The sequence below is a fragment of the Mesorhizobium sp. M1307 genome (assembly GCF_040318155.1).
Classification (GTDB): domain Bacteria; phylum Pseudomonadota; class Alphaproteobacteria; order Rhizobiales; family Rhizobiaceae; genus Mesorhizobium.
Map to the genome: position 1 here is coordinate 51,171 of NZ_JAMYLR010000028.1, position 20,201 is coordinate 71,371.

The following is a 20,201-nucleotide window of genomic DNA, read 5'->3' on the forward strand; positions in this document are numbered from 1 at the left end:
ACCTTGTTGGGTGCTATTTGATGAACACTGGATTTGCCGCGCCGCCGGTGCCCTTGCTCACTTTGACCGGACTGGCGCAGTAGAAGCCTTCGTAGCGGCGGTCCGAGGCACAGTCGGCGGCCAGCAGGTCGAGCGATGCCATTTCGGTGAACGCCACGCCCAGATTGCGCATCAGCGCGGCGTGCAGAACCAGCATCAACCCGGTCTCGGGCTCGTAGGTTGTCTCGTTGGCCAGTGTGTCGGTAACTAGACAGGGGATCTGCATCTCGTCGAACCAGCGCACGAGGTCGAGGCTGAAGGTCAGTCCGGGTTCCCAATATCCATCGCCGACGCACTGGCTTCCCGCCGCCAGTGCGCCGACCCAGCCCGTGCGAACGAGAAGGATGCTGCGCGGCAGGATATCGACCGCCTGGGCCCGGGCGCATTCCATGAGGTCGCGATGCGTGAATGTTTCAGCGCGCTCCAGGGCCGGTTTGCCGCGGAACCGGGCGATGTCGAGCAGCACGCCGCGTCCGACGATCCCGCGCTCCGCGATCGGCATGATGCTGGCCTTGGTCATTCCGCCATTGGTACTGCTTGCCGCGAAGCCGTTCCAAAGCGTGTCGTCGAACCACATGTGGCCGAGCGCGTCGCAATGCGTGCCGGCCTGTGCGAAGCCGGTGACATAGTCGTCTGCGAATTCGAGGCCGCCGGCAAGCGGTTGCCAGTGGCCGTTCTCGAAGCCGGCCTTGTCGGCGACCATGAAATGCTTCGCCGGCCAGCGGCCGGGAAAGACGGCATCGCCCTCAGAGGTCCCGACCGGCACGCCGAGGGTGAAGGTGCGGCCGTCCCGCACCGACGCCAGGCCGCGCTTGACCTCGTCGGCGGTCAGATAGTTGAGCGCTCCGATCTCGTCGTCGGCACCCCAATGCCCCCAGCGGCTCGGCGCATTGCCCAGCAGCCGGCGCAGCGTCATCGTTTCAGTCGCGCTCATGCTTCCGCCTGCGCGGTCGCCGGCTGCCTGGCGCCGGTGATATAAGCGACGACGTCCTCCATGTTGGTGCCGGAACTTGCGAGATCGGCGACCTTGCGGCCCCTGCGCATCACCACCACGCGGTTGCACACCTGCCAGAGATGATCGAGATTGTGGGTGACCATGACGATCGTCAGCCCCTGGGCGCCGAGTCGTTTGATGAGGTCGAGCACCTCACGGGATTCGCGTACGCCGAGCGCCGCGGTGGGCTCGTCGAGCAGCAGCAGCTTGTGGCCCCAAAAGGCACCGCGCGCGATCGCCACCAATTGGCGCTGGCCGCCGGACATGCGATCCACCGGTTTGCTGCGCACCGCGGGGATATCGATGTGCAGTTCCTCGAGGCCGCGCATCGCGATGTCGCCCATCGATTTGCGGCGGATCCAGCGCAGCAGCGCCGGGCCGCGGCCAAGCGCAATCTCGCGGCCGAGAAAGAAGTTTTCGGCGGCAGTGAACGTGCCGATCAGCGACAGGTCCTGATAGACCGTCTCGATGCCGAGGCGTTGCGCTTCGGACGGCGGCGACAACTTTTGCGGCCGCCCTTCGAGGATCACGTCGCCGGAAGTCGGGTCATGCGCGCCGGCCAGGATTTTGATCAGCGTCGACTTGCCGGCACCATTGTCGCCAACGAGGCCGAGTATGTCGCCCCTGGCGATGTCCAGCGAAACGTCATCGAGTGCCTGGATGCCGCCGAAGCTGCGGCAGATCCGGCTCAGGCTGAGCAGCATCTTCTGCGCCATGGCGGCCTATCCCCTCGCATAGCGGCGGCCAATACCGCCGAGCGCTACGGCGACGACGAGAAGGCAGCCGGTGAACAGGAACTGCGTGAAGATCGGCGCGCCGATCATGGCCAGCCCATTGTTGCCGACGGCGACCGTCAGCACGCCGATCAAGGTGCCGAGGATATGGAACTGACCCTCTCGCAGCGCCGCCGAGCCGAGGAAGGCGGCCGAGAACGACGTCAGCATGAAGCTGTCACCCGCCGTCACCTGGCCGGAGCCGAGATTGGAGGCCATCAGCACGCCACCGATAGCAGCACAGGTGCTGGCGATGGCGAAGGCAACGATGCGGCTGCGATCGACGGCGACGCCGGCGCGGCGCGCTGATTCCGGGCTGACGCCGATGGCCTTGATGTGTTGGCCCTGCACTGTTCGGTTGAGGATCACCCACAGCAGCGCAAGCACGACGGCCATGATGATGACGAGGTGCGGCACTCCGGCAATCCGGCCGATCGCGATATTGGTGAATTCGCGCGACTGGGTGAGCTGCAGCGGAATTCCGCCCGAATAGGCGTAGTTCAGCCCGACGACGATGGTGCCCGTGCCAAGCGTGGCAATGAAGGCGTTCACCCCGATCTTCGAAACGACAATGCCGTTGACAATGCCGATGACCGTTCCGAGGCCGACGACAAGGAAGATGGCGGGTAGGATCGGCAAGCCACTGCTGCTCAACAGCCCGACCACGAGCAGCCCGCAGAAACTCGCGACATAGCCGATACTGAGGTCGAAATCACCGGCGACGAGTGGCACGGTGAGGCCGGCCGCGACAATGGTGCCGATCGCCATGTCGTTTACGATATTGCGAAAATTGCCGATGGTTGCGAAGGTCCCCGGCTCCAGCACCGAGAAGATTCCCAGCATCGACGCCAGCACGATGATGGTGCCGTAGGTTCCAAGCAGGCGCATGAGCAACGCGCGCCGCTGTCGGGCATTGGGCGAGGCATAGCCGGTCTGCGTTGACGGCAGGACGCGGGGCGCCTCTGCCGGAGCGTGGGTTTCGGGCAGGGAATGATCAGCGGACATGGCGGCTCTCATGACAGCACTCCGGCCCGGCCAGGCACGTCCGGCCCAGACCCACAATCAGGAGACCTTACTGCGGATTGTCCTTGATGAACTTGTCGACGTTCTCTTTGGTGACGAGCGTATAGCCTGGCACGAAGGATTTGGGCTTCCACTGGTCGCCGGCTGCCAGGATGTCGGGAATCTGATCGACTAGCATTTTGCCTGCCGAAGTCAGATCGACACCGAGCGTGGCGGTCATCGTCCCGTCCTTGACAGCCTGGACAGCGGGCGCCGTGGCGTTGAACGAATAGACCTTCACGTCGCTGCGGCCGTTCTGCTTCAGCGCCGCGATCGCGCCCATAGCGTTGTCGTCATAGCAGTTGAAGATGGCGAACGGCCCCTTGGCGTTGGCATTGGCTGCAAGCCAGGCGCTGGTCGCGGCCTGCGAGGATTCGGCAGCACCCGGGATGCTGATCTCGTGCGAGGTCGCCTTGAGCCCCGGATTTGCCTTGACCGCCGCATCGAAGGCGTCGGCTCGTTCGCGGCACGGAATGCCGGGATGGTAGGTGAGGTCGAGTACAGTTCCGGACTTGCCGATGTCCTTCAGCATCAAGTCGATCAGCGGTTGCGCAGCACCGGTACTTGCAGATAGCGCGATCCCGTCTGCCATGCCGCCGCCGGCCGAAAGCACGGGGATCTTTGCGTCCGCCGCCGCCTGGAGCCCGGCCGCCAGGCCCGTCGAATCGAAGACCGTGACGATGATGGCGTCCACCTTCTTGGTTGCCAGCTGCTTGATGCTGGTGATCGCTTGCGAAGGATCGCCATTGGCATTGAGCGTTTCCACCGACCAACCCTTAGACTTGGCTTCCTGGCTCATCGTGTCGACCATCTGGTTTGTGTCGACGTCGGATGTCGAGAAGGTGACGATGCCGATCGTCAGCTTGTCATTCGCGGCGAGGGCGGCCGACGTGAAGGATGCTGCGACGAGCGCTGCGGTCGAGAGTTTCTGAAAGCGGTTCACTGTGCGTATCCCCTGTTGACCGAGTGTTCCGGCTCACCTCCAGACCGCGCAGCAGCCCAGCTTGGGCGCCATCTACAGGTCGTCACAGTCAGTCTGTTTGTTCGTGCGAGCCACGTACTAACTATAGGCACAAGCTCTTATGCCGCGCAACGGCTAATTTCAACCGGCTTTGGTCACTCGAGGTTCAATCGCTGTGGGGCTCTTGGGGCAAGCGCGCAGCTAGGCCGCCTTCTTGATCTCCGCGACCTGAACGCCCAGTCGGAACGCCTGACCGTCTGCGAACGAACGCGCGTAGCTCTCAGATGTAAAAGGGACCGTGGTGGTGGTGCCGTTGACCGTCACGCGAACCGACCACTCTTTGTCCCTAATGATTTCAACGGCATGTTGCTCAAGCGCAGCCATGCATTCCTCCCAGAACCTTCCGTTGAGGATGGGAGGACAGCGTCGTAAAACTGGTTTGCATGCAAATAATCCGACACCGCGACGTCGAAATGTCGAAACACGCACAGCTAGGCTTAAGTCGATGGCCTCGCATTGATCTGTTCGAGGTGTTCCTTGTTGAAAAGTGCGGTGGCAGTCTCTTCAGCCTCCGCCCGGAAGCGGACATCGCGGGTGACAATGCTGGAGGTCATGTTCGCGCCAACTGCGGATGTCTGAAGCGACCGCTCCGTCGGCTCAAAGAACGTTCCGCTCCGCCGGGTTTCGTTCTATCAACTCCGCCACAAGGCGTTGAAGCCGCCAGAGGCTGCTGTCATGTATGCCTTTGGCTTCGAGGTGAGAAACCGTGTTGAACAGGTATTCGGCCCCGCTTCCCCAATGACCGCAGGCCAGGGCCAGGACATCGGCAACGGCTTCAAGCGACTGACGACCGGCATAAAGAGGCGAGGCGCGGTTCATAACAAAGGTCATCGCCGGCGTGGCTCCCGAGGCGGTCGCCACCGTGATCCACCGGGGCATGCTGTTGGCCGGCTTGTAGGTGAATTCGCGTCGAAAGAGTTTGCCGAATTGGCGTTCGAGGTTGTCCTTTGGCAGGTCGTACAGGACGCCGCTGCATTGCCCCCCACGATCGAGGGCCATCATAAGGCCTGGCTGCTCCGGCGTGCCCCGAAAACGGGTCATGCGAAAGCAGAAAGCGCGATGCCACCCACGAGCGAGGCCTACCTGCTCACCGACATGCTCGATCTCCGGCTTCCAGATCAAGGAGCCGTAGGCGAACAGGCGGGTCGGTGCTTTCGGGGCCGGATGAGTTCGGATCATTTGCTCGACCCAGCTGTCGTAGTCGGCATCGGTGTGTAGCTCGGCACCTGGCGTCAAACCCTGGTCCTGAACGACCTTGTGGACCCGCGCGACGTGGTCCGCGGTCAAGGTCAGCTTTCTCATTTGGCTCGGCATCCCGTGCTCCATCGGATCAGGATCGCGTATCCTTGGCAGATACTACGGGCGTTGCAAGATACGAACCGATGCACGGCGTGAATGAGTCTTTGCCCCTTCACCGATGACAGCAAAGCGCCCCGCATATTCGCCCTCGAACGATTCCATGTGGTTTCGGCAATCTAGGTTTGGGAGACGCTTTTCTACTTACTGTGAAACCCTGACCAACAGCTTGCCGAAATTGCGGCCCTTGAGAAGACCGATGAAGGCCATCGGCGCGTTCGCGAGTCCCTCGACAATGTCCTCCCGATATTTGACCTTCCCCGCCTGGAGCCAGGCCGAAACGTCCCTGCCGGGGCGGTTCGACGTGTGCTGTTTGGGACTATGCAGAATAATTGGCGGAGTGCCAGAAAGTTCCTCCGCACTCGCGCTTCGCACCGCGGTGCCACCCACAGCGTCTTGCCTAAGGGACTTTGCGGCGTAATTCGCTCGCGTTCGAATTGAGAGCGACCCCGATTGAACACGCGGATTACCAGGCGGACAAAAAAGCCCCGGCGCTGGGTCGTTGCGCCGGGGCTTGGGCACGTACAAGCTACACCAACATGTCCGTTTATGAACGTGCGCTAATAAAGTGAAAAAGGTGAACCACGCATAGGCCGAAGGGCGCACGCTCAAAGCTGGGGTGAAGCGGCAATATCAGTGATGACAAGTTGCGCACCCTGATTGTTCCACCCAGCTTTCGACCGAACGAGGGGACGAGGGTGCCGACTGTGTTGATTTGCCAAGATGATGTACTCCGTCACCGGCCGATGAAGCGAGCCGGCAAATCTCGAAATGTCTAGTGAGAGCCACTGGGACCCCGCACACTGATTTTCAGGTGGTGCTAAGCAAGGCCGGCAAGGTGGAGACGATCACCGTTATGCTAGTATGCTCATATCATCGCGCTTTGCTCTGAGTGGCGGCCCAGCAGCTTGGGTTAGGGGGGCCGCTGGGCCTGACCAGCGAGCGTTCGGGAATGCTCGACTGGCTGGTTAGTATTTTAGATAAACCTAATATAATCGAACCATGCGAACGAAGTACGCGGCGGTAAGAAAGTGGCTGGCGTCCGATTCACTTACCGCGCGCTTTTGCCTTGGGTTCTGGCGAGCTTTCGGACGGGTTTGCAGCCAATTTTGCAGATCGCCGATCTGTTACCCACAGGGACTTTTTCCTCGTCAACAAATCGTCACGATCGCCCTCAGCGGTCGCTCGGCTATGCATCGCAGCTATGGCGTAGTCGGCTCTGTTGGTTCGATAGTCTTCTTTTTGGACAGTCATCGTTTGCTCCCAGTTTCATAGCCCCTCTTTTGCCCTGGCGGGGAGATTAACTGCCGGTGCATTACGCGAGTCAATCGATGAAACGACCACTCCGCAGTCGCGAGGGCGGGGAGCAACCCGACAATTTTTAACGTTGGAACGGCTTACAGAGTGCAACACAGCCGCCCTTTCGTCGGGCTGCGTTGATCGCGTCCATGTTGCCCTTCAGCTCGCCGGTCTTGGCTTCACGTGCCTTGATGTCTGTGTTGTCCATCATGCTGCCAACCGGCAAGCCAAGCCAAAACACGCCGTCCATGTCATGGCGGGCGGTTCTGTCTTGTACGGCCATTATCGGCGCGAGGTCGGAACTCGTTCGGTAAAGTTCGGCTTCCAACTGGCTGCACGACTTGCCCGCGTCTACGCTGGACGAAACCAGCATGGGCTTGATGTCGGCTGGGCGAGTAGCGCAGCCCGACAAAACGCTGATGGCTACAAACGCACATAACTTGATTCATGCTTCCCCCCAAAATGCCCGCGGCGAGCAGGCGCTGAGGGCAGGACGAAGTCTATGTGCCTTGACGGCATGCGGAATATATTCCTATTCTGCGCGATGCCGCACCGTCGCCGCCATGAACAGATTTCCGAGTATCATATTGCCAAAATTGAACGACAGGCGTGGCTTCTGACGGTAGAACTCCGCGACGCGCAGTTGTCGCTCAAGCCATTTCATGAGCATTGGGACGTGATCGACCGGCTGCACGGGGATATAAAGCGGGCGATCAATCTGCTGAACGGCAGGCCGGCGGACTACGAGGAGCCGCATTTCGCGCCCATGTCGCGAGGGTGAAGAACTAGCCTGTCAGTTTAGTGAAGTCGTGGCGCCGCGCGCGAACATGTGCCAGCAAATTCGTTTCGTTTACGACCCCTGATTGAAAGAGATTCAGCGTGGTCGAGGCCAGAATCTGACCGTCTATCGGGGTGCTGTACCATTTGGCGTCGGCGGTTACCTGGTCGACAACCCGCTGGCAGATCGCCCGATCTTTAGGTCTAAGGAACTGACTTTTCAGTGCTCGTAGCATCTCGACGCCTTGAAACGGGGAGTCACCTGTCTCCGCGCGATACCCATGCGTGGTCTCCGGGCATGGACCCTAAACGCATTCAGACGGAAAATTGCCATTCGTTTGAGTGGTACCGATGTCGCGTGGATAAGCGGCGGTCCGCGAGCTGATCCGCCATGTCGCGCAGCGGCTTCTTGCGTTTGGCGTCCTGTACTTCTCGACCAGCCTGACCTTGTCGATATCGATCGTCACCAGCGGTCCCAGATCGACGGTCACCCTGCCGCCTTCCTCGTCTATGCGCGTGATCTCTCCGGTAAGCTCGATCTGCTGCCCCTTCTTCACCTTGGTATGATCGATGATCGAATGTGGAAAGCATAGCTCGGAATCGAGACGTTTAGGCCGTGCTGAGTGACCCGTTTGCGGAGGTGGCCGGGATCGCCACCTCGTCACGAATGGAAATTCCGCGCGCCGTTCCATGAGTCTGGTGCGCTCGGCGCCTTCCTCAGGAATGGATGAGCCCGCTTCCTCCAATCGATGGATGAAGCCGATCGTGGGCCGGTGCTACTTTGATGCATCGCGCGACTTACCCGACAAGAGCTGGCTCCAGGGGCAAAATATGAGCAAGACGACTCTCATTGCTATCGCAGTCCTCGCGATCGGTGTCGGCTGTGCCGAAGCCAAGCACCGTAACTTCGAAACCGCGACCCTCGGCAAGTACGCCAATTCGAAGAACCTGCCGGTTTGTACCGCGTCAAGCTCACTCTTCGAAGTCCTCGGCGATAAATGTTTTCTCGTCACAGGTTCGATGATCTATGGCGACATCGCCGAACTCTCCGGGACAATCACTTTGAATTGGTAGCCGAAGCAACAACCTCCCAGCGCGGCCTCCATTCTCCGGTATGAAGTTGCGTCGCAAGGGCTGCCGTCGCCCCAGATATCGACCATTCGCGCCGCCAATACCGGCGCAATCCCCAGTCACCACGGGCCTCTCCAAAATTCTTATGCCGTCCGCACTTGCGGTCGAGCGTGTCGCGCCAACACAGCAGCGCCTCTGCATCGTTTGGGCAACCCAACGCATACCTTCCGGTCTGGAAACTCGCTTACGCGTTTCATCGTCCATTCGGCAGTGGAAAATTAGGCCGATTTGGCAGTGCTCAGATTCGCGTAGCCGTCCTGCATTCCGCTCGGAGAGGATTGGCGAGTGGTTGCGGCAACTGCGCCTCAAGCTGGCTGGCGACCGCCGTCTGCAGCGCGCTGCCGCGGAGCAGGGCTGACGCTGCGTTCGTCCGGACCGTCGCAAGACCGCTTGATTGTATCCGGCCTGGAGACAGACAAACGCCGGCGCAACCTCACCCTGAAACCAAAAGACAATATCGATGACCTCCAACAGCTATGCTCCCAAGGGTTCAAGCGCCTGCAAACATTCACCATGCCAATTTCGCCATCGCCGCTTGCGACCAGGCTCGTGCATACCTCGATCACCATCACCAAGACCCTGCGAGACGCGGAAGAGGCAAGCCGCTTCATGAACCGGCTAGAAGACCCCAAACCCAAAAGCCGCTGATCGATTTAGCCGCAGTAACGAAGTGTAACCGGGTTCGCACTACAAGAAGCTCAAACCGCGCAAGACCGCTGATCGATACGACCACGATGTTCAACGGTCTTGCCCAATGGAAGCCGCCCCAATGGAAATCGCCGCGAACGGCCATACGACTAGCCATCTGATGACTTCACGGCGTTTTGCGCCTCTCTTCTGGACGCAGTTCCTCTCCGCCTTCAACGACAATTTCCTCAAGAACACGCTGGTTTTCCTTATTCTGTTCACCCTGGCGGCGGACAAGGCAGCATCACTGGTCACCCTGGCGGGTGCCGTCTTCATGGCTCCTTTCCTGCTCCTGTCCGCCCTTGGTGGCGAGATCGCCGACCGGTTCGACAAGGCGCTCATCGCCCGTCGGCTGAAATTCACCGAGATCGCCGCTGCGGCTGTCGCTCTCGTCGGGATCGCGCTGTCGTCGATCCCGGTGCTGATGATGGCGTTGCTCATGTTCGGCATCATCTCGGCACTGTTCGGACCGATCAAGTACGGCATCCTGCCGGATCATCTCGATCGCAAGGAATTGCCCCGCGCCAATGCCTGGATCGAATCGGCAACCTTCGCCGCCATCCTCGGCGGCACTATCGCCGGAGGCGTCGTCTCGGCCGATGGCATAGGCGTCTCGGTCTTCGGGCCGATGATGATGATCCTCGCCATCGGTTGCTGGTTTGTCAGCCGATACATTCCGTCAACCGGTTCTGCTGCACCCGACCTCGTTATAGACCGGAACATCTTTCGCTCGACGTGGCGACAGGTCAACGGCTTGCGTGCCGACAAGCGGATCTGGCGCGCCGGACTGATGACGTCGTGGTTCTGGCTTATCGGGGCCATTGTCCTTTCGATCCTGCCTACGTTGGTCAAGGATTCGCTCGGTGGCGGAGAAATCGCTGTCACCGCCTATCTCGCGGTGTTCGCCGTCTCGATCGCCATTGGCTCTGCCATAGCCGCATGGATGTCGCAGGGCCGCATCGTGCTCTTGCCAGCCCCGGTTGGCACGGCGTTGATGGCACTATTCGGCTTGGACCTGGCCTGGACCATCTGGACTATGCAGCCCTCGCCCAGGGCCGAAACGCTCGCAATATTCTTCGCCGGGCCAAACACGGTCCATGTTGCGATCGACCTTGCCGGCATGGCTATTGCCAGCGCCTTTCTTGTCGTGCCGACCTTCGCCGCCGTGCAAGCCTGGGCGCCCGAAACCAGCCGCGCTCGCGTCGTCGCCGCCGTGAGCATCGTCAATGCAGGCTTCATGACGGTGGGCGGCATACTTGTCGCCGCGATTCAAGCAGCGGGCGTCTCCACTGGAGGTATCCTGTTCGGCCTCGCCGCACTCAACGTGGTCGCCGCCTGGCTGATGCTGAGGTACCTTCCGACAAACGCCTTCCGCGATTTCGTTTCCATTCTGTTCCGAGCCTTCCATCGTCTGGAGGTGGAGGGGCTGGAAAACCTCAAGGCGGCCGGCCCGGCACCCATCCTGGCGCTCAACCATGTCAGTTTCCTCGACGGTCCGCTGGCCCTGACGCTGACCCAGGAAGAGCCCGTCTTTGCCATCGACCACACTATCGCCCAGGCCTGGTGGATGAAGCCTTTCCTCAAGCTCGCCCGTGCGCTGCCGCTCAATCCAGCCAAGCCGATGTCGACCCGCACGCTGATCAAGATCGTGCAAGGCGGCGATCCGCTGGTCATCTTCCCCGAAGGCCGGATCACCGTCACCGGCGGCCTCATGAAGGTCTATGACGGCGCCGCCATGGTGGCCGACAAGACCGGCTCGATGGTCGTGCCCGTGCGCATCGACGGGCTGGAGAAGAGCTATTTTTCGCGGCTGACCTCGCTGCATATTCGCCGCCGGCTGTTCCCGAAGGTCAAGGTGACCATTCTGGAGCCCGTCAAACTTGAAGTACTGCAGGATCTGAAGGGCCGGAAGCGCCGCGCCGCGGCGGGCGCTGCCCTCTACCAGGTCATGTCGGACCTCGTCTTCCGCACTCAGGACATCGACAAGACTGTGCTGGAGAAGATCATCCAGACGGCGAACGAACGCGGCATGAAGCAACTGGCCGTTCAGGACCCGGTCACCGGTTCGCTGAGTTACGGCAAGCTGCTGACAGCCGCCGCCGTGCTTGGCGAGAAATTCAAGAAACTCTATGCCGGCCAGCAGACGCTCGGCATCATGCTGCCCAACGCTAATGGCGCCTGTGCGACGCTGCTCGGCGTTATGTCGGCCGGCAAGGTTCCGGCGATGATGAACTTCACTGCCGGTGCAGCTAACGTCCTCTCCGCTTGCAAAGCCGCCGAGGTGCGCACCGTGCTGACCTCGCGCGCCTTTGTCGAACAAGCGAAACTTGGCGCCATGGTCGAGGAACTCGGCCGCTCGGTCGATATTGTGTGGCTTGATGATCTGCGGGCCACCATTGGCCTCAAGGACAAGCTGCTCGGCCTTTTGCGCAAAGATACACCCCGGGTCGCCCGCAAGCCCGAACATCCAGCGGTGATCCTCTTCACCTCGGGGTCCGAAGGCACGCCCAAGGGCGTGGTGCTCACCCACCGCAACATCCTGGCCAATGCCGCGCAGGCTGCTTCGCGGATCGACTTCCATTCGGGCGACAAGGTCTTCAATGTGCTGCCGATCTTCCATTCCTTCGGCATGACGGCGGGCACGGTGCTGCCGCTCATCTCGGGCGTGCCGATCTATTTCTATCCTTCGCCGTTGCACTACCGGATCGTACCGGAGCTTGTTTACGCCTCAAACGCAACGATCATCTTCGGCACCGATACGTTCCTTGCCGGCTATGCCCGCACCGCACACCCTTACGACTTCCGCTCAGTGCGCTACTGCTTTGCCGGCGCGGAACCAGTCAAGGCTTCGACGCGCGCGACCTATATGGAAAAGTTCGGCCTGCGCATCCTCGAAGGCTACGGCGTGACCGAGACCGCGCCGGTGATCTCCATCAACACGCCGATGTACAACCGCTCCGGCAGTGTTGGCAAAATCATGCCGGGTATGGACTATCGCCTGGATCCGGTGCCCGGCGTCGAGGACGGCGGACGGCTATTCGTGCGCGGGCCTAACGTCATGGCAGGCTATCTGCGCGCCGAGAAGCCGGGCGTGCTCGAGCCGCTCGAAGACGGCTGGCATGATACCGGCGACGTCGTCGCCGTCGACGATGTCGGCTTCATCACCATTCGAGGCCGCGCCAAGCGCTTTGCCAAGATCGGTGGCGAGATGATCTCGATGGCCGCCGTCGAGGCGCTGGCGGGCGAATTGTGGAAAGGCTCGCTCTCGGCGGTCGCCGCCGTGCCAGATGCGCGCAAGGGCGAAAAGCTGATCCTCATCACCGAGGCCGTCAACGCCACGCGTGCCGAATTCCTGGCCTTCGCCAAGGCCAACGGCGCCATGGACCTGATGGTGCCGGCCGAAGTGCGCGTCGTTGCGAAAGTGCCTGTCCTCGGCTCAGGCAAGCTCGATTTCTCCGCTGTGACCAAAATGGTGAGCGGCGAAGACAGAGTTTCGAACGAGGCTTCGACTCGCTTTTGCGGCTAACTTTTTGTGTATCTCGGTTCGGAACACGGGACCGCCGCGAAAGTTCGGTGCACGCAGCGAATCCTCCCCTCCAAGTATTGCTGCAGATCGGTATCCCGATCGGCCCGCGCCCCCCGCAAGGGCGCGGGCCTCGGCGCGACATTTACGCCGAATTCCGAGCCGCCTTCGCTAAGGGTCGCTACTTCAACGACCACCGAAATCACTTCCGTTACCGGATTGTTGCTACCGACGACTGGTGAGGACCTTTGGAGGAGGGATCGCGCATCCCCCGTTTGAGGGATGCGTTCTGGCGTACCAAAACTTAGACCTGTGTCGTGAGCAAGCGGTCGACTGCCGGCGCAGGGGGTCTGGAGTTCATACCGCCGATGATGCCTACGCTGGTCGCCAAGCCGACCCAGGGCGACGGATGAGGCCGCAAGCCGAGTTGCATGAAGATGGGTCCAGCGCCCCGTCTGCCGCGAAGGTGACAGACGGCCGTGCCACTGCGGGACATGGCTGAAAGTTCGCTGGGCTGATTCTTCATTGCACCGGCAATTCCGCCAGCTATTTCAGCTTCCCGTTTCCCTTCGAAATATCTATCCGCGCTGATTGAGCCCGTGATATCGTCAAATTCAGGCCTTTGACGCAACGGAGACCTTCATCATCCGTGATGCGAAAGGCAGCAGTGCGCTTCAACTTGGACCTAGAGTCCAATTTTGCGGTAGCTCGAAAGCAGACATCTCCATCGTCCAGTTGGGGGTTGGGTCGCGGTAGGAACCTGCTATCCCGGTAGAGACGACTGACGGTCTCATCGGTATCGGCGGCGCCGCGAATCCGTGGTAAGGCGCCGCTCAACCAGCGAAAGGATGACACCTGTGAGCGAACCGACCGTGGCCGAGGCGACCGAAAGTATCTATGCCTCGCTCCGGGCGGACAATGCCGACATCGACGCACATATCGCGGCGCTTAAGGCGGCGCTGACCCGAGAAGGGATAAAACAGGCGGTGTTCGATCCGACCAAGTTGGCGCAGAACAACCGCTCGGGCCGCAAGTTGATGCAGGCCTATTTTCGGCAGCGCGGCGTTAGCGTGAGGTTTTCGGACTAGTAGAGCCGCGGGCGAGTGATCCGAATCGCGCCTTAGGAGTTTCTCGGGCCGGTCCGGCAGTTCGCCATCTGGACGTCGGGACTGCGCCGTATCTCGGCCGTAGAGATCAGCTTTGCCGCTTCCCGGGTGACCACACTGGAGGTCAGTTGCGCCAAGAATTGCTATGCCGGTTGCGATGGATTGGTGTTGGGCGGCAGCGCCTCTTCCGCCTCATGATCGTCTGTAAGGATATCGCCGTTTACTGCTAGCGGCCGGCCTATCCAGATCGGATCGACCAGATGGTCGCGCCGGGGGTTAGTCGTATTCGGGTGCAAGAGTATGCTGAGACCCTTATAGTTCAATATCAGCCACGGAACGAGTGAAGCGAAAAAGTCGTTCGCAAATGAGACCTGGTAAATTGCCTGGTCATGCGGGCCGACTTTCTGCTCGTGCCAGCCAAGGCGTACTCGGAAACGTTCTCCGATCTGAAGACGCGGCCATTCGGCATGTTGCCGCTCAGTTTGCCCGTCGTGATAGATATGGGCATGATAGCTGGCTATCTCCGCGAGCGGCCTTGGACTGACGGTGTCCTCGTTCACCTCAATGTTCTCCTTCGATGATTGTCGCGCCCCGCAGAGTGGCCGGGCTTCAATTTTCTCGTTCCCGGAATGCACGGGTAACCCAGAAGCCGACATTCTCAAAGCTCAGGAGCAACCGACAGTCCGTACCGGTGCATTCGATGACGTACATCCTTGGGATGTGCCCTTTGAGGAGTCGGCAAATCATCGGTCTTGGAAAAGCGGACTCGGCTGGCTAGGCTTCGGCTTCCTGACTGGGAGGTGACCAGATTCCAAAGCCCACCTTTCTTGACATCGCCTGCCGCGCCGGGGTTGGCACGGCGACGGTTGAGCGCGTGCTGAACGGCAGGGGTGGCGTCACGCCTGCCACTGTCGAGAAGGTCGTCGCCGCCGCTCGCTCGCTCGACTATCCTCGCCGCTTGCCGGGAGCTCATCACGGGGTGATCAGGATCGAGGTCATCCTGGTGCGTCCGGACGCCACCTTCTTTGCCCGACTGTCTCGCGCTTTCGAGCGCATCGCCGCGACGCTCGATCGTTCCATCGCCGTCCACCGCACCTTTCTCGACGAGGCGGACCCGGCGGCGATCGCCAGGCGCATCCTTGATCCGGACATGCGCCGCGCCGGCCTGATCCTCGCAGTTCCCGACCACCCGCTGGTTGGCGCCGCCTTGAGGAAACTCGAGGCCGAAAACATCCCGACCGTGCAGATTGTCACTGAGATTTCCGGCACCAGCGGGGCCTATGTCGGTATCGACAATTATGCCGCCGGGCGCATGGCAGGGCTGTTGTTGTCGCGCATGCAAAGGCGGCCAGGCAAGGTGGTGGCGGTCTGCCACAGCCAGATCTACCGCGTGCACCGCGACCGCGTGCGCGGCTTCTTCGACTACCTGATGGAGACGGCGACCGAACATTTCGAACCGATCGGGGCGCTGTTCGGCCATGACGATGGAGACCGCAACGCTGAGCAGCTTCTTGAAGCCTTGAAGCGCTGGCCGGACCTTGCCGGTCTCTACAATGCAGGCGGCGCCAATTCGGCGCTCAACGATGTCTTGCGCCGAAATCCGCTCGGACGCCAGGTCTTCTTCGTCGGCCACGAGCTCACCGAGCGCAGCGCCGTTGCACTTCGCGAGGGTACGATGGATGTCGTGCTAGACCAGGCACCCGAGGCGCAAGCGAGGCGAGCCATGGACCTCGTGCTGGCGACATTGAACCTGCACGACCTGCAAGTCGAAAACCCGCCGATCCGCTTCGTCACCTTCACTGCCGAGAACCTTTGATCTGATTTGATCAAGGTAGAGCGAGCTTCGCCTCCGTCACCGTGCTAACTCCCTCCGAACGGACGGCGATCGCATATGGAGTTCGCCCACTCATCCAGCCGCTTTGCATCCGCCTTCCCCGTTGGGAGAAGAGGCTGGCACCAAGCGCAGACGATCTCTTTCCCCTCGAGGAAAGGTCGGATTGCCACAAATCGGAGGGCAATCCGGGTGAGGGGGCATTCTTCCACATGCAATGGCGCTCCGCGAAGGGGAGGACGACTAGTGACGAGACGGCTGACGACCTACGATCTGAGGAGCGCCAAGGGCAGCCGCAAATGGCTGCAGCTTCACGTCGACACGCCGGCTGAGGCCGCCGCGGCTGTCGCCTGCGATATCGTAATCCTCTCCAGCGAGCCCGACCACAATCTGGAATTGATCCGTGAGGCGGCGCCTTTCGCCTTCTTGTCGGTCGGCATGCCGCATGGCGCGGTCGCCTCGCCCGACGAGGCGGTACGGCTCGGCTTTGACATAATCAAGCGCGGCGCCGACGCCGTCTATTGCTCGCATTCACCGCGCTTCATCGAGGCGATGGCGGCGGAGGGCATTCCGGTTACTGGCCATGTCGGCCTGGTGCCGAACCGCGCCACCTGGACGAACTTTCGCGCCATTGGAAAGACCGCCGAAGAAGCCTTCAAGGTGCTGCGCGCGGCCAAGGACCTTGAGAATGCCGGTGCCGCCTGCATCGAGGTCGAGGTCGTGCCGGTGCGGCTTGCCGATCACATCACGCGCTCGACCCCACTGATCACCATGGGCATGGGCTGCGGCAGCGCCTGCGACACGCAGTACCTGTTTTCCAGTGACGTGCTCGGCACCGACACCGGTCACTCTCCGCGCCATGCCAAACGCTATGCCGATTTCGTCACACTGGAGGCCGAACTGCAGGAAAAGCGCATCGCCGCCTTCCGCGCCTTCGGCCGCGATGTGACAGCCGGCGCCTATCCCGAAGCGAAGCACCAGGTCGATATGGACGATGCCGCCTATGACCGCTTCCTCACCCTTTCCAAATCCCTGTGAGATCGACATGGACGACCTGAAATACGGCACGCGCAACAAAAGAGGCGACTGGGCTCCGAGCGAGCCGGCAGGCACCGCGCCGCTGTTCGCCTTTCCGCCGCGTCCGCTGGCGCTGCTGAAATGGCTGCCGCACTATTTCCTGCCCTACAATCTGCTGTTCGCGCTCTCGGCGGTCGCGTGGTGGCAGTACGTGCTGCCCGACGTGGAGGTCATGAAGACGCTGAGCGTCGGATGGATCCTCAGGCTCTTCCTCGTCAACTGCGCGGCGCTGCTTGTTTTCTTCGGCGTCTTCGAGCTCCGGCTCTACATTGTGAGAGCCCAGGGCAATCGCTTCAAATACAACGGCAAATGGCCCTCCGAGCAGAAGAGCAAGGCTTTCTTCTTCGAGAACCAGAACCTCGACAACATGCTGCGTACCTTCGGCACCGGCATGCCGATCTGGACGGCGATCGAGGTCGCGATCCTCTACGCCTATGCCAATGGCTACGTGCCGTGGCTGACAGTCGCCGATCATCCCGTGTACTTGTTTTGCCTGGCGCTGGTGGTGCCAATCATCCACGAGACGCATTTCTTCTTGCTGCACCGGGCAATCCACTGGCCGCCGCTCTACAAATGGGTGCATTCGGTGCACCACAACTCCGTCAACCCGTCGCCCTGGTCGTCGCTGTCGATGCACCCCGTCGAGCAGTTCGGCTATCTCGGCGTTGCACTCTGGCACCTGGTCATCCCGTCGAACCCGCTGCTTGCGCTTTACCAGCTCCACTATGCCGGCTTCGGCGCCATTCCCGGTCATGTCGGCTTCGACAAGGTCGAACTCGGCGAGGACACCGGCATCGATAGCCACGCCTACATCCATTACCTCCATCACAAATATTTCGAGGTGAACTACGGCGACGGCCTCATCCCGTTCGACCGATGGTTGGGCACTTTCCACGACGGCAGCAAGGAAGGCGAGGCCCGCATGCAGGCCCGCTACGAGAAGAAGAAGGCGCGCGCCAACGCCGCCCAATGACAGCCCGATCAGACAGCCACGCGAGGCGTCCGCGCAAGCCATCCCGCAAGGGCCGGAAGTCAAAGGAGGGGTGAACCGGCACTCCATCCACAAGGGAGGAAAACCGTGAAGAAGCTTTTCATTTCGACCGCGTTGGCGGCCTTGATGTCGACCAATGCGATGGCTGCAAAAATTGGCGTCAGCATCGTCAACTTCGACAACAACTTTCAGACGTTGCTGAGGGACGGCATGCAGGCCCGCGCCAAGGACAAGGCCGCCGGCATCCAGGTCGAGGACGCGCAGAACGACGTCGCCAAGCAACTCGACCAGGTGAAGAACTTCATCGCCACCGGCGTAGACGCCATCATCGTCACGCTGGTCGACACCAATGCGTCAAGGACGCTCAGCGAGGAAGCTGCCAAGGCCGGCATCCCACTGGTCTTCGTCAACCTCGAACCGTCAGACATGGCGAACCTGCCGGAGAAACAGGTCTATGTCGGCTCCAACGAGGTGGAGTCCGGCACGCTGGAAGCGTTCGAGGTGTGCAAGATGCTGCGCGCCAAGGGCAAGTCGGCAGGTGCCAAAGCCTACATCGTCATGGGCAGCCTCGTCCACCAGGCGGCCCTGCAGCGGACCAAGGATGTCGAGCAGATCTTCGGCACCGACATGTGCAACTTCATCAAGATCGTCGACAAGCAGTCGTCCGAATGGTCGCGCGACAATGCCCAGACCCTGATGACCAACTGGCTGACCGCCGGCGGCGCGCCGGACGCCGTCATCGCCAACAATGACGAATCCGCTATCGGTGCCATCCTGGCGCTCAAGGCCAACGGCGTCGACATGAAGAACGTCGTCGTCGGCGGCATCGACGCCACGCAGGACGGCTTGCAGGCGATGAAGGCCGGCGATCTCGCGGTCACCGTGTTCCAGAACGCCAAGGGCCAGGGTGGCGGCGGCGTCGACGCCGCACTCGCGCTGGCCAAGGGCGAGAAGGTCGAACGCGTCGTCTACGTGCCGTTCGAACTGGTGACCCCGGCCAACGCCGCCGACTACCTCAACAAGAACTGAGCCCAGGACCGGGGCCTCCGGGCGGCATTGCCGTTCCGGAGGCCCGACCGCAACTCATAGAGGAAAAAATGTCCAGCTGGATCACGGTCTGCGGCCTCCACGATATCGAACAGGAAGGTGCCCGCCGTTTTGACCATGATGGCCGTACCTACGCCATCTTCCGCTCGCCCGATGATGAAGTGTTCTGCACCGACGGCCTATGCACGCACGAAGCGGTACACATCGCCGACGGACTGGTCATGGATTACGAGGTCGAATGCCCCAAGCACGCGGGCGCCTTTGACTATCGCACCGGCGCGGCAAAGCGGCTGCCGCCATGTGTCAATCTCAGGACCTATCCTGCGAGGGTCAAAGAGGGCTCCGTCCTGGTTGCGATGCCAGTGAGAGGAGCCTGAGGCTTGGTGGGGCAGTCGACCTGCTCCCGTACCGCTTCGGTCAGTTAACTACTATGCAAGCGGCGTGCCTAAATGTCCGCTTCCGACTATTTCTGCCTGAAATCTGCCGGTCCGCTATCGTGAAGATCCTATGGGGATGGAAGGCGACCAGCGCTCTGCCAGAGTGAAGTCGCCAAACATCACCTGGAGGTCAGCATGCAAGCCAACACCACCAAAGCCCCGGCCGCTATCCGCGGCGATCTTGCCGCAATATTTGTCTCGTTAGAACTGTCTCGTTCAAAATGGCTCGTGACTTCGCTTTCGCCAGGTGGGGGCGAGAGAATGTCGAGACACCTCGTGTCGGGGCGCGACATTCCGGGTTTGCTCGATCACTTCGCAGAGCTGCAACGAAAGGCGGAAGTGCGGACAGGGCAGAGCTTCCGGATCATATCAATCCAGGAAGCTGGTCTGGATGGATTCTGGATACATCGGGTCCTCGAACGCGAAGGCATCGAGAGTTATGTCGTTGACCCGGCATCCATTGCCACATCGCGTCGCCGTCGGCGGGCCAAGACCGACAGGATTGACGGGGAAGCACTGGTTCGAGCGTTGTTGGCCCACAACCGCGGCGAGCCTAGGGTTTGCGCGATGTTGCGAGTGCCAACCCCGGAGGAGGAAGACCGTCGCCGGTTGGTGCGGGAGCGGAAGGCGCTGACAAACGAGCGGATCAGGCACGTCAACAGGATAAAGGGCCTTTTGTTCAGCCAAGGTGTGTCCGGATACGAACCACTAAAAGGCGATGACGCAAATGCCTCGACGCGCTCATTACCGCAGATGGGCGTCCACTGCCGCCAGCGCTCAAGGCGCAGATCAGCCGCGAACTTGATCGCATCGAGTTGCTGATCCAGCAGATCAAGGATGTTGAAGAGGCCCGCGACGCCATGCTCGTCGCGGCAGATGTGCCCACACCGGCCCTGCTGCTCAGCCTCAAAGGAATTGGTCCTGAGTTCGCGGGCGTCCTGTGGTCTGAGGGATTGTCGCGCAAGTTTGACAATCGACGACAGGTTGCCGCCTACGCTGGTTTGGTGCCAACGCCCTGGCAAAGTGGGCAGATTAATTGCGAGCAGGGAG

General features: G+C 61.0%; 19 protein-coding genes and 2 pseudogenes. 11 read left to right on the forward strand and 10 right to left on the reverse strand.

Going from position 1 to position 20,201, the window contains the following annotated elements; translation table 11 throughout:
• Nucleotides 1-13 precede the first annotated feature (13 nt).
• The 8 genes and pseudogenes from NKH16_RS24515 to NKH16_RS24550 all read right to left on the reverse strand — a co-directional run bounded on the left by NKH16_RS24515 (nucleotide 14) and on the right by NKH16_RS24550 (nucleotide 6,917).
• Nucleotides 14-973, reverse strand: a complete 960-nt coding sequence (locus tag NKH16_RS24515; RefSeq protein ID WP_352902256.1) for a cyclase family protein — start codon at nucleotides 971-973, stop codon at nucleotides 14-16.
• A complete protein-coding gene (locus tag NKH16_RS24520; protein WP_352902259.1) occupies nucleotides 970-1,749 on the reverse strand; it encodes an ATP-binding cassette domain-containing protein in 780 nt (259 codons plus the stop codon). Before NKH16_RS24520 ends, NKH16_RS24515 begins: the two co-directional genes overlap by 4 nt.
• A gap of 6 nt (nucleotides 1,750-1,755) precedes the next feature.
• Nucleotides 1,756-2,811 (reverse strand): ABC transporter permease, encoded by a 1,056-nt coding sequence (locus tag NKH16_RS24525; RefSeq protein ID WP_352450301.1) that lies wholly within the window; start codon nucleotides 2,809-2,811, stop codon nucleotides 1,756-1,758.
• Nucleotides 2,812-2,878: 67 nt separating this feature from the next.
• Complete coding sequence (locus NKH16_RS24530) at nucleotides 2,879-3,811, reverse strand: sugar ABC transporter substrate-binding protein (protein WP_352529689.1); 933 nt, start codon at nucleotides 3,809-3,811, stop codon at nucleotides 2,879-2,881.
• Between the two features lie 219 nt (nucleotides 3,812-4,030).
• On the reverse strand, nucleotides 4,031-4,213 hold the full coding sequence (locus tag NKH16_RS24535; protein WP_352902263.1) for a hypothetical protein: 183 nt from the start codon (nucleotides 4,211-4,213) through the stop codon (nucleotides 4,031-4,033).
• A gap of 273 nt (nucleotides 4,214-4,486) precedes the next feature.
• Nucleotides 4,487-5,191: a gamma-glutamylcyclotransferase gene (locus tag NKH16_RS24540; RefSeq protein ID WP_352902266.1), complete on the reverse strand. Its 705-nt coding sequence runs from the start codon at nucleotides 5,189-5,191 to the stop codon at nucleotides 4,487-4,489.
• Nucleotides 5,192-5,389: 198 nt separating this feature from the next.
• Nucleotides 5,390-5,530 (reverse strand): annotated as a pseudogene (locus NKH16_RS24545) (NADP-dependent oxidoreductase); the annotation flags it as partial.
• A 1,096-nt stretch (nucleotides 5,531-6,626) separates the two neighbouring features.
• The gene (locus NKH16_RS24550) at nucleotides 6,627-6,917 is read right to left on the reverse strand and encodes a hypothetical protein (protein WP_352902268.1); all 291 of its coding nucleotides are present in this window, start codon (nucleotides 6,915-6,917) and stop codon (nucleotides 6,627-6,629) included.
• A 129-nt stretch (nucleotides 6,918-7,046) separates the two neighbouring features.
• Between NKH16_RS24550 and NKH16_RS24555 the strand changes: the two genes are divergently transcribed.
• The gene (locus tag NKH16_RS24555) at nucleotides 7,047-7,325 is read left to right on the forward strand and encodes a hypothetical protein (protein ID WP_352902270.1); all 279 of its coding nucleotides are present in this window, start codon (nucleotides 7,047-7,049) and stop codon (nucleotides 7,323-7,325) included.
• 301 nt (nucleotides 7,326-7,626) lie between these two features.
• On the opposite strand, the gene NKH16_RS24560 is transcribed toward NKH16_RS24555, so the two are convergent.
• Nucleotides 7,627-7,878 carry a transcription elongation factor Spt5 gene (locus NKH16_RS24560; RefSeq protein ID WP_352902272.1) on the reverse strand — a complete coding sequence of 84 codons (252 nt, stop codon included), beginning with the start codon at nucleotides 7,876-7,878 and terminating at the stop codon, nucleotides 7,627-7,629.
• Between the two features lie 133 nt (nucleotides 7,879-8,011).
• On the opposite strand from NKH16_RS24560, the gene NKH16_RS24565 reads away from it, so the two are divergent.
• The 4 genes from NKH16_RS24565 to NKH16_RS24580 all read left to right on the forward strand — a co-directional run bounded on the left by NKH16_RS24565 (nucleotide 8,012) and on the right by NKH16_RS24580 (nucleotide 13,750).
• Nucleotides 8,012-8,395 carry a hypothetical protein gene (locus NKH16_RS24565; protein WP_352902273.1) on the forward strand — a complete coding sequence of 128 codons (384 nt, stop codon included), beginning with the start codon at nucleotides 8,012-8,014 and terminating at the stop codon, nucleotides 8,393-8,395.
• Between the two features lie 342 nt (nucleotides 8,396-8,737).
• Nucleotides 8,738-9,100, forward strand: coding sequence for a hypothetical protein (locus NKH16_RS24570; RefSeq protein ID WP_352902275.1), 363 nt, complete (start codon nucleotides 8,738-8,740; stop codon nucleotides 9,098-9,100).
• A 121-nt stretch (nucleotides 9,101-9,221) separates the two neighbouring features.
• Nucleotides 9,222-12,665, forward strand: coding sequence for an acyl-[ACP]--phospholipid O-acyltransferase (locus tag NKH16_RS24575; protein WP_352902277.1), 3,444 nt, complete (start codon nucleotides 9,222-9,224; stop codon nucleotides 12,663-12,665).
• Nucleotides 12,666-13,510: 845 nt separating this feature from the next.
• Entirely contained in the window at nucleotides 13,511-13,750 is a 240-nt protein-coding gene (locus NKH16_RS24580) for a hypothetical protein (protein WP_352902279.1), read from the forward strand.
• A gap of 161 nt (nucleotides 13,751-13,911) precedes the next feature.
• Here NKH16_RS24580 and NKH16_RS24585 read toward each other — a convergent pair whose 3' ends face one another.
• Complete coding sequence (locus NKH16_RS24585) at nucleotides 13,912-14,328, reverse strand: DOPA 4,5-dioxygenase family protein (protein WP_352902281.1); 417 nt, start codon at nucleotides 14,326-14,328, stop codon at nucleotides 13,912-13,914.
• 248 nt (nucleotides 14,329-14,576) lie between these two features.
• On the opposite strand from NKH16_RS24585, the gene NKH16_RS24590 reads away from it, so the two are divergent.
• From NKH16_RS24590 to NKH16_RS24615, 6 genes and pseudogenes are all read left to right on the forward strand, one after another.
• Complete coding sequence (locus NKH16_RS24590; protein ID WP_352902291.1) at nucleotides 14,577-15,584, forward strand: LacI family DNA-binding transcriptional regulator; 1,008 nt, start codon at nucleotides 14,577-14,579, stop codon at nucleotides 15,582-15,584.
• A 261-nt stretch (nucleotides 15,585-15,845) separates the two neighbouring features.
• Nucleotides 15,846-16,637 (forward strand): 3-methyl-2-oxobutanoate hydroxymethyltransferase, encoded by a 792-nt coding sequence (locus NKH16_RS24595; RefSeq protein WP_352902282.1) that lies wholly within the window; start codon nucleotides 15,846-15,848, stop codon nucleotides 16,635-16,637.
• Nucleotides 16,638-16,644: 7 nt separating this feature from the next.
• Nucleotides 16,645-17,649, forward strand: a complete 1,005-nt coding sequence (locus NKH16_RS24600) for a sterol desaturase family protein (protein ID WP_352837586.1) — start codon at nucleotides 16,645-16,647, stop codon at nucleotides 17,647-17,649.
• A gap of 105 nt (nucleotides 17,650-17,754) precedes the next feature.
• Nucleotides 17,755-18,696 (forward strand): substrate-binding domain-containing protein, encoded by a 942-nt coding sequence (locus NKH16_RS24605; protein ID WP_352837589.1) that lies wholly within the window; start codon nucleotides 17,755-17,757, stop codon nucleotides 18,694-18,696.
• 68 nt (nucleotides 18,697-18,764) lie between these two features.
• A complete protein-coding gene (locus NKH16_RS24610) occupies nucleotides 18,765-19,091 on the forward strand; it encodes a MocE family 2Fe-2S type ferredoxin (RefSeq protein ID WP_352837592.1) in 327 nt (108 codons plus the stop codon).
• A 195-nt stretch (nucleotides 19,092-19,286) separates the two neighbouring features.
• Nucleotides 19,287-20,201: pseudogene (locus NKH16_RS24615) on the forward strand (IS110 family RNA-guided transposase); the annotation flags it as partial.

Excerpts from the sequence above, each read along its gene's own strand:
- NKH16_RS24515 (WP_352902256.1), bottom strand. The coding sequence starts at position 973 with ATGAGCGCGACTGAAACGATGACGCTGCGCCGGCTGCTGGGCAATGCG.
- NKH16_RS24520 (WP_352902259.1), bottom strand. The coding sequence starts at position 1,749 with ATGGCGCAGAAGATGCTGCTCAGCCTGAGCCGGATCTGCCGCAGCTTC.
- NKH16_RS24525 (WP_352450301.1), bottom strand. The coding sequence starts at position 2,811 with ATGTCCGCTGATCATTCCCTGCCCGAAACCCACGCTCCGGCAGAGGCG.
- NKH16_RS24535 (WP_352902263.1), bottom strand. The coding sequence starts at position 4,213 with ATGGCTGCGCTTGAGCAACATGCCGTTGAAATCATTAGGGACAAAGAG.
- NKH16_RS24540 (WP_352902266.1), bottom strand. The coding sequence starts at position 5,191 with ATGAGAAAGCTGACCTTGACCGCGGACCACGTCGCGCGGGTCCACAAG.
- NKH16_RS24550 (WP_352902268.1), bottom strand. The coding sequence starts at position 6,917 with ATGCTGGTTTCGTCCAGCGTAGACGCGGGCAAGTCGTGCAGCCAGTTG.
- NKH16_RS24555 (WP_352902270.1), top strand. The coding sequence starts at position 7,047 with ATGTGCCTTGACGGCATGCGGAATATATTCCTATTCTGCGCGATGCCG.
- NKH16_RS24565 (WP_352902273.1), top strand. The coding sequence starts at position 8,012 with ATGAGTCTGGTGCGCTCGGCGCCTTCCTCAGGAATGGATGAGCCCGCT.
- NKH16_RS24575 (WP_352902277.1), top strand. The coding sequence starts at position 9,222 with ATGGAAATCGCCGCGAACGGCCATACGACTAGCCATCTGATGACTTCA.
- NKH16_RS24580 (WP_352902279.1), top strand. The coding sequence starts at position 13,511 with ATGACACCTGTGAGCGAACCGACCGTGGCCGAGGCGACCGAAAGTATC.
- NKH16_RS24600 (WP_352837586.1), top strand. The coding sequence starts at position 16,645 with ATGGACGACCTGAAATACGGCACGCGCAACAAAAGAGGCGACTGGGCT.
- NKH16_RS24610 (WP_352837592.1), top strand. The coding sequence starts at position 18,765 with ATGTCCAGCTGGATCACGGTCTGCGGCCTCCACGATATCGAACAGGAA.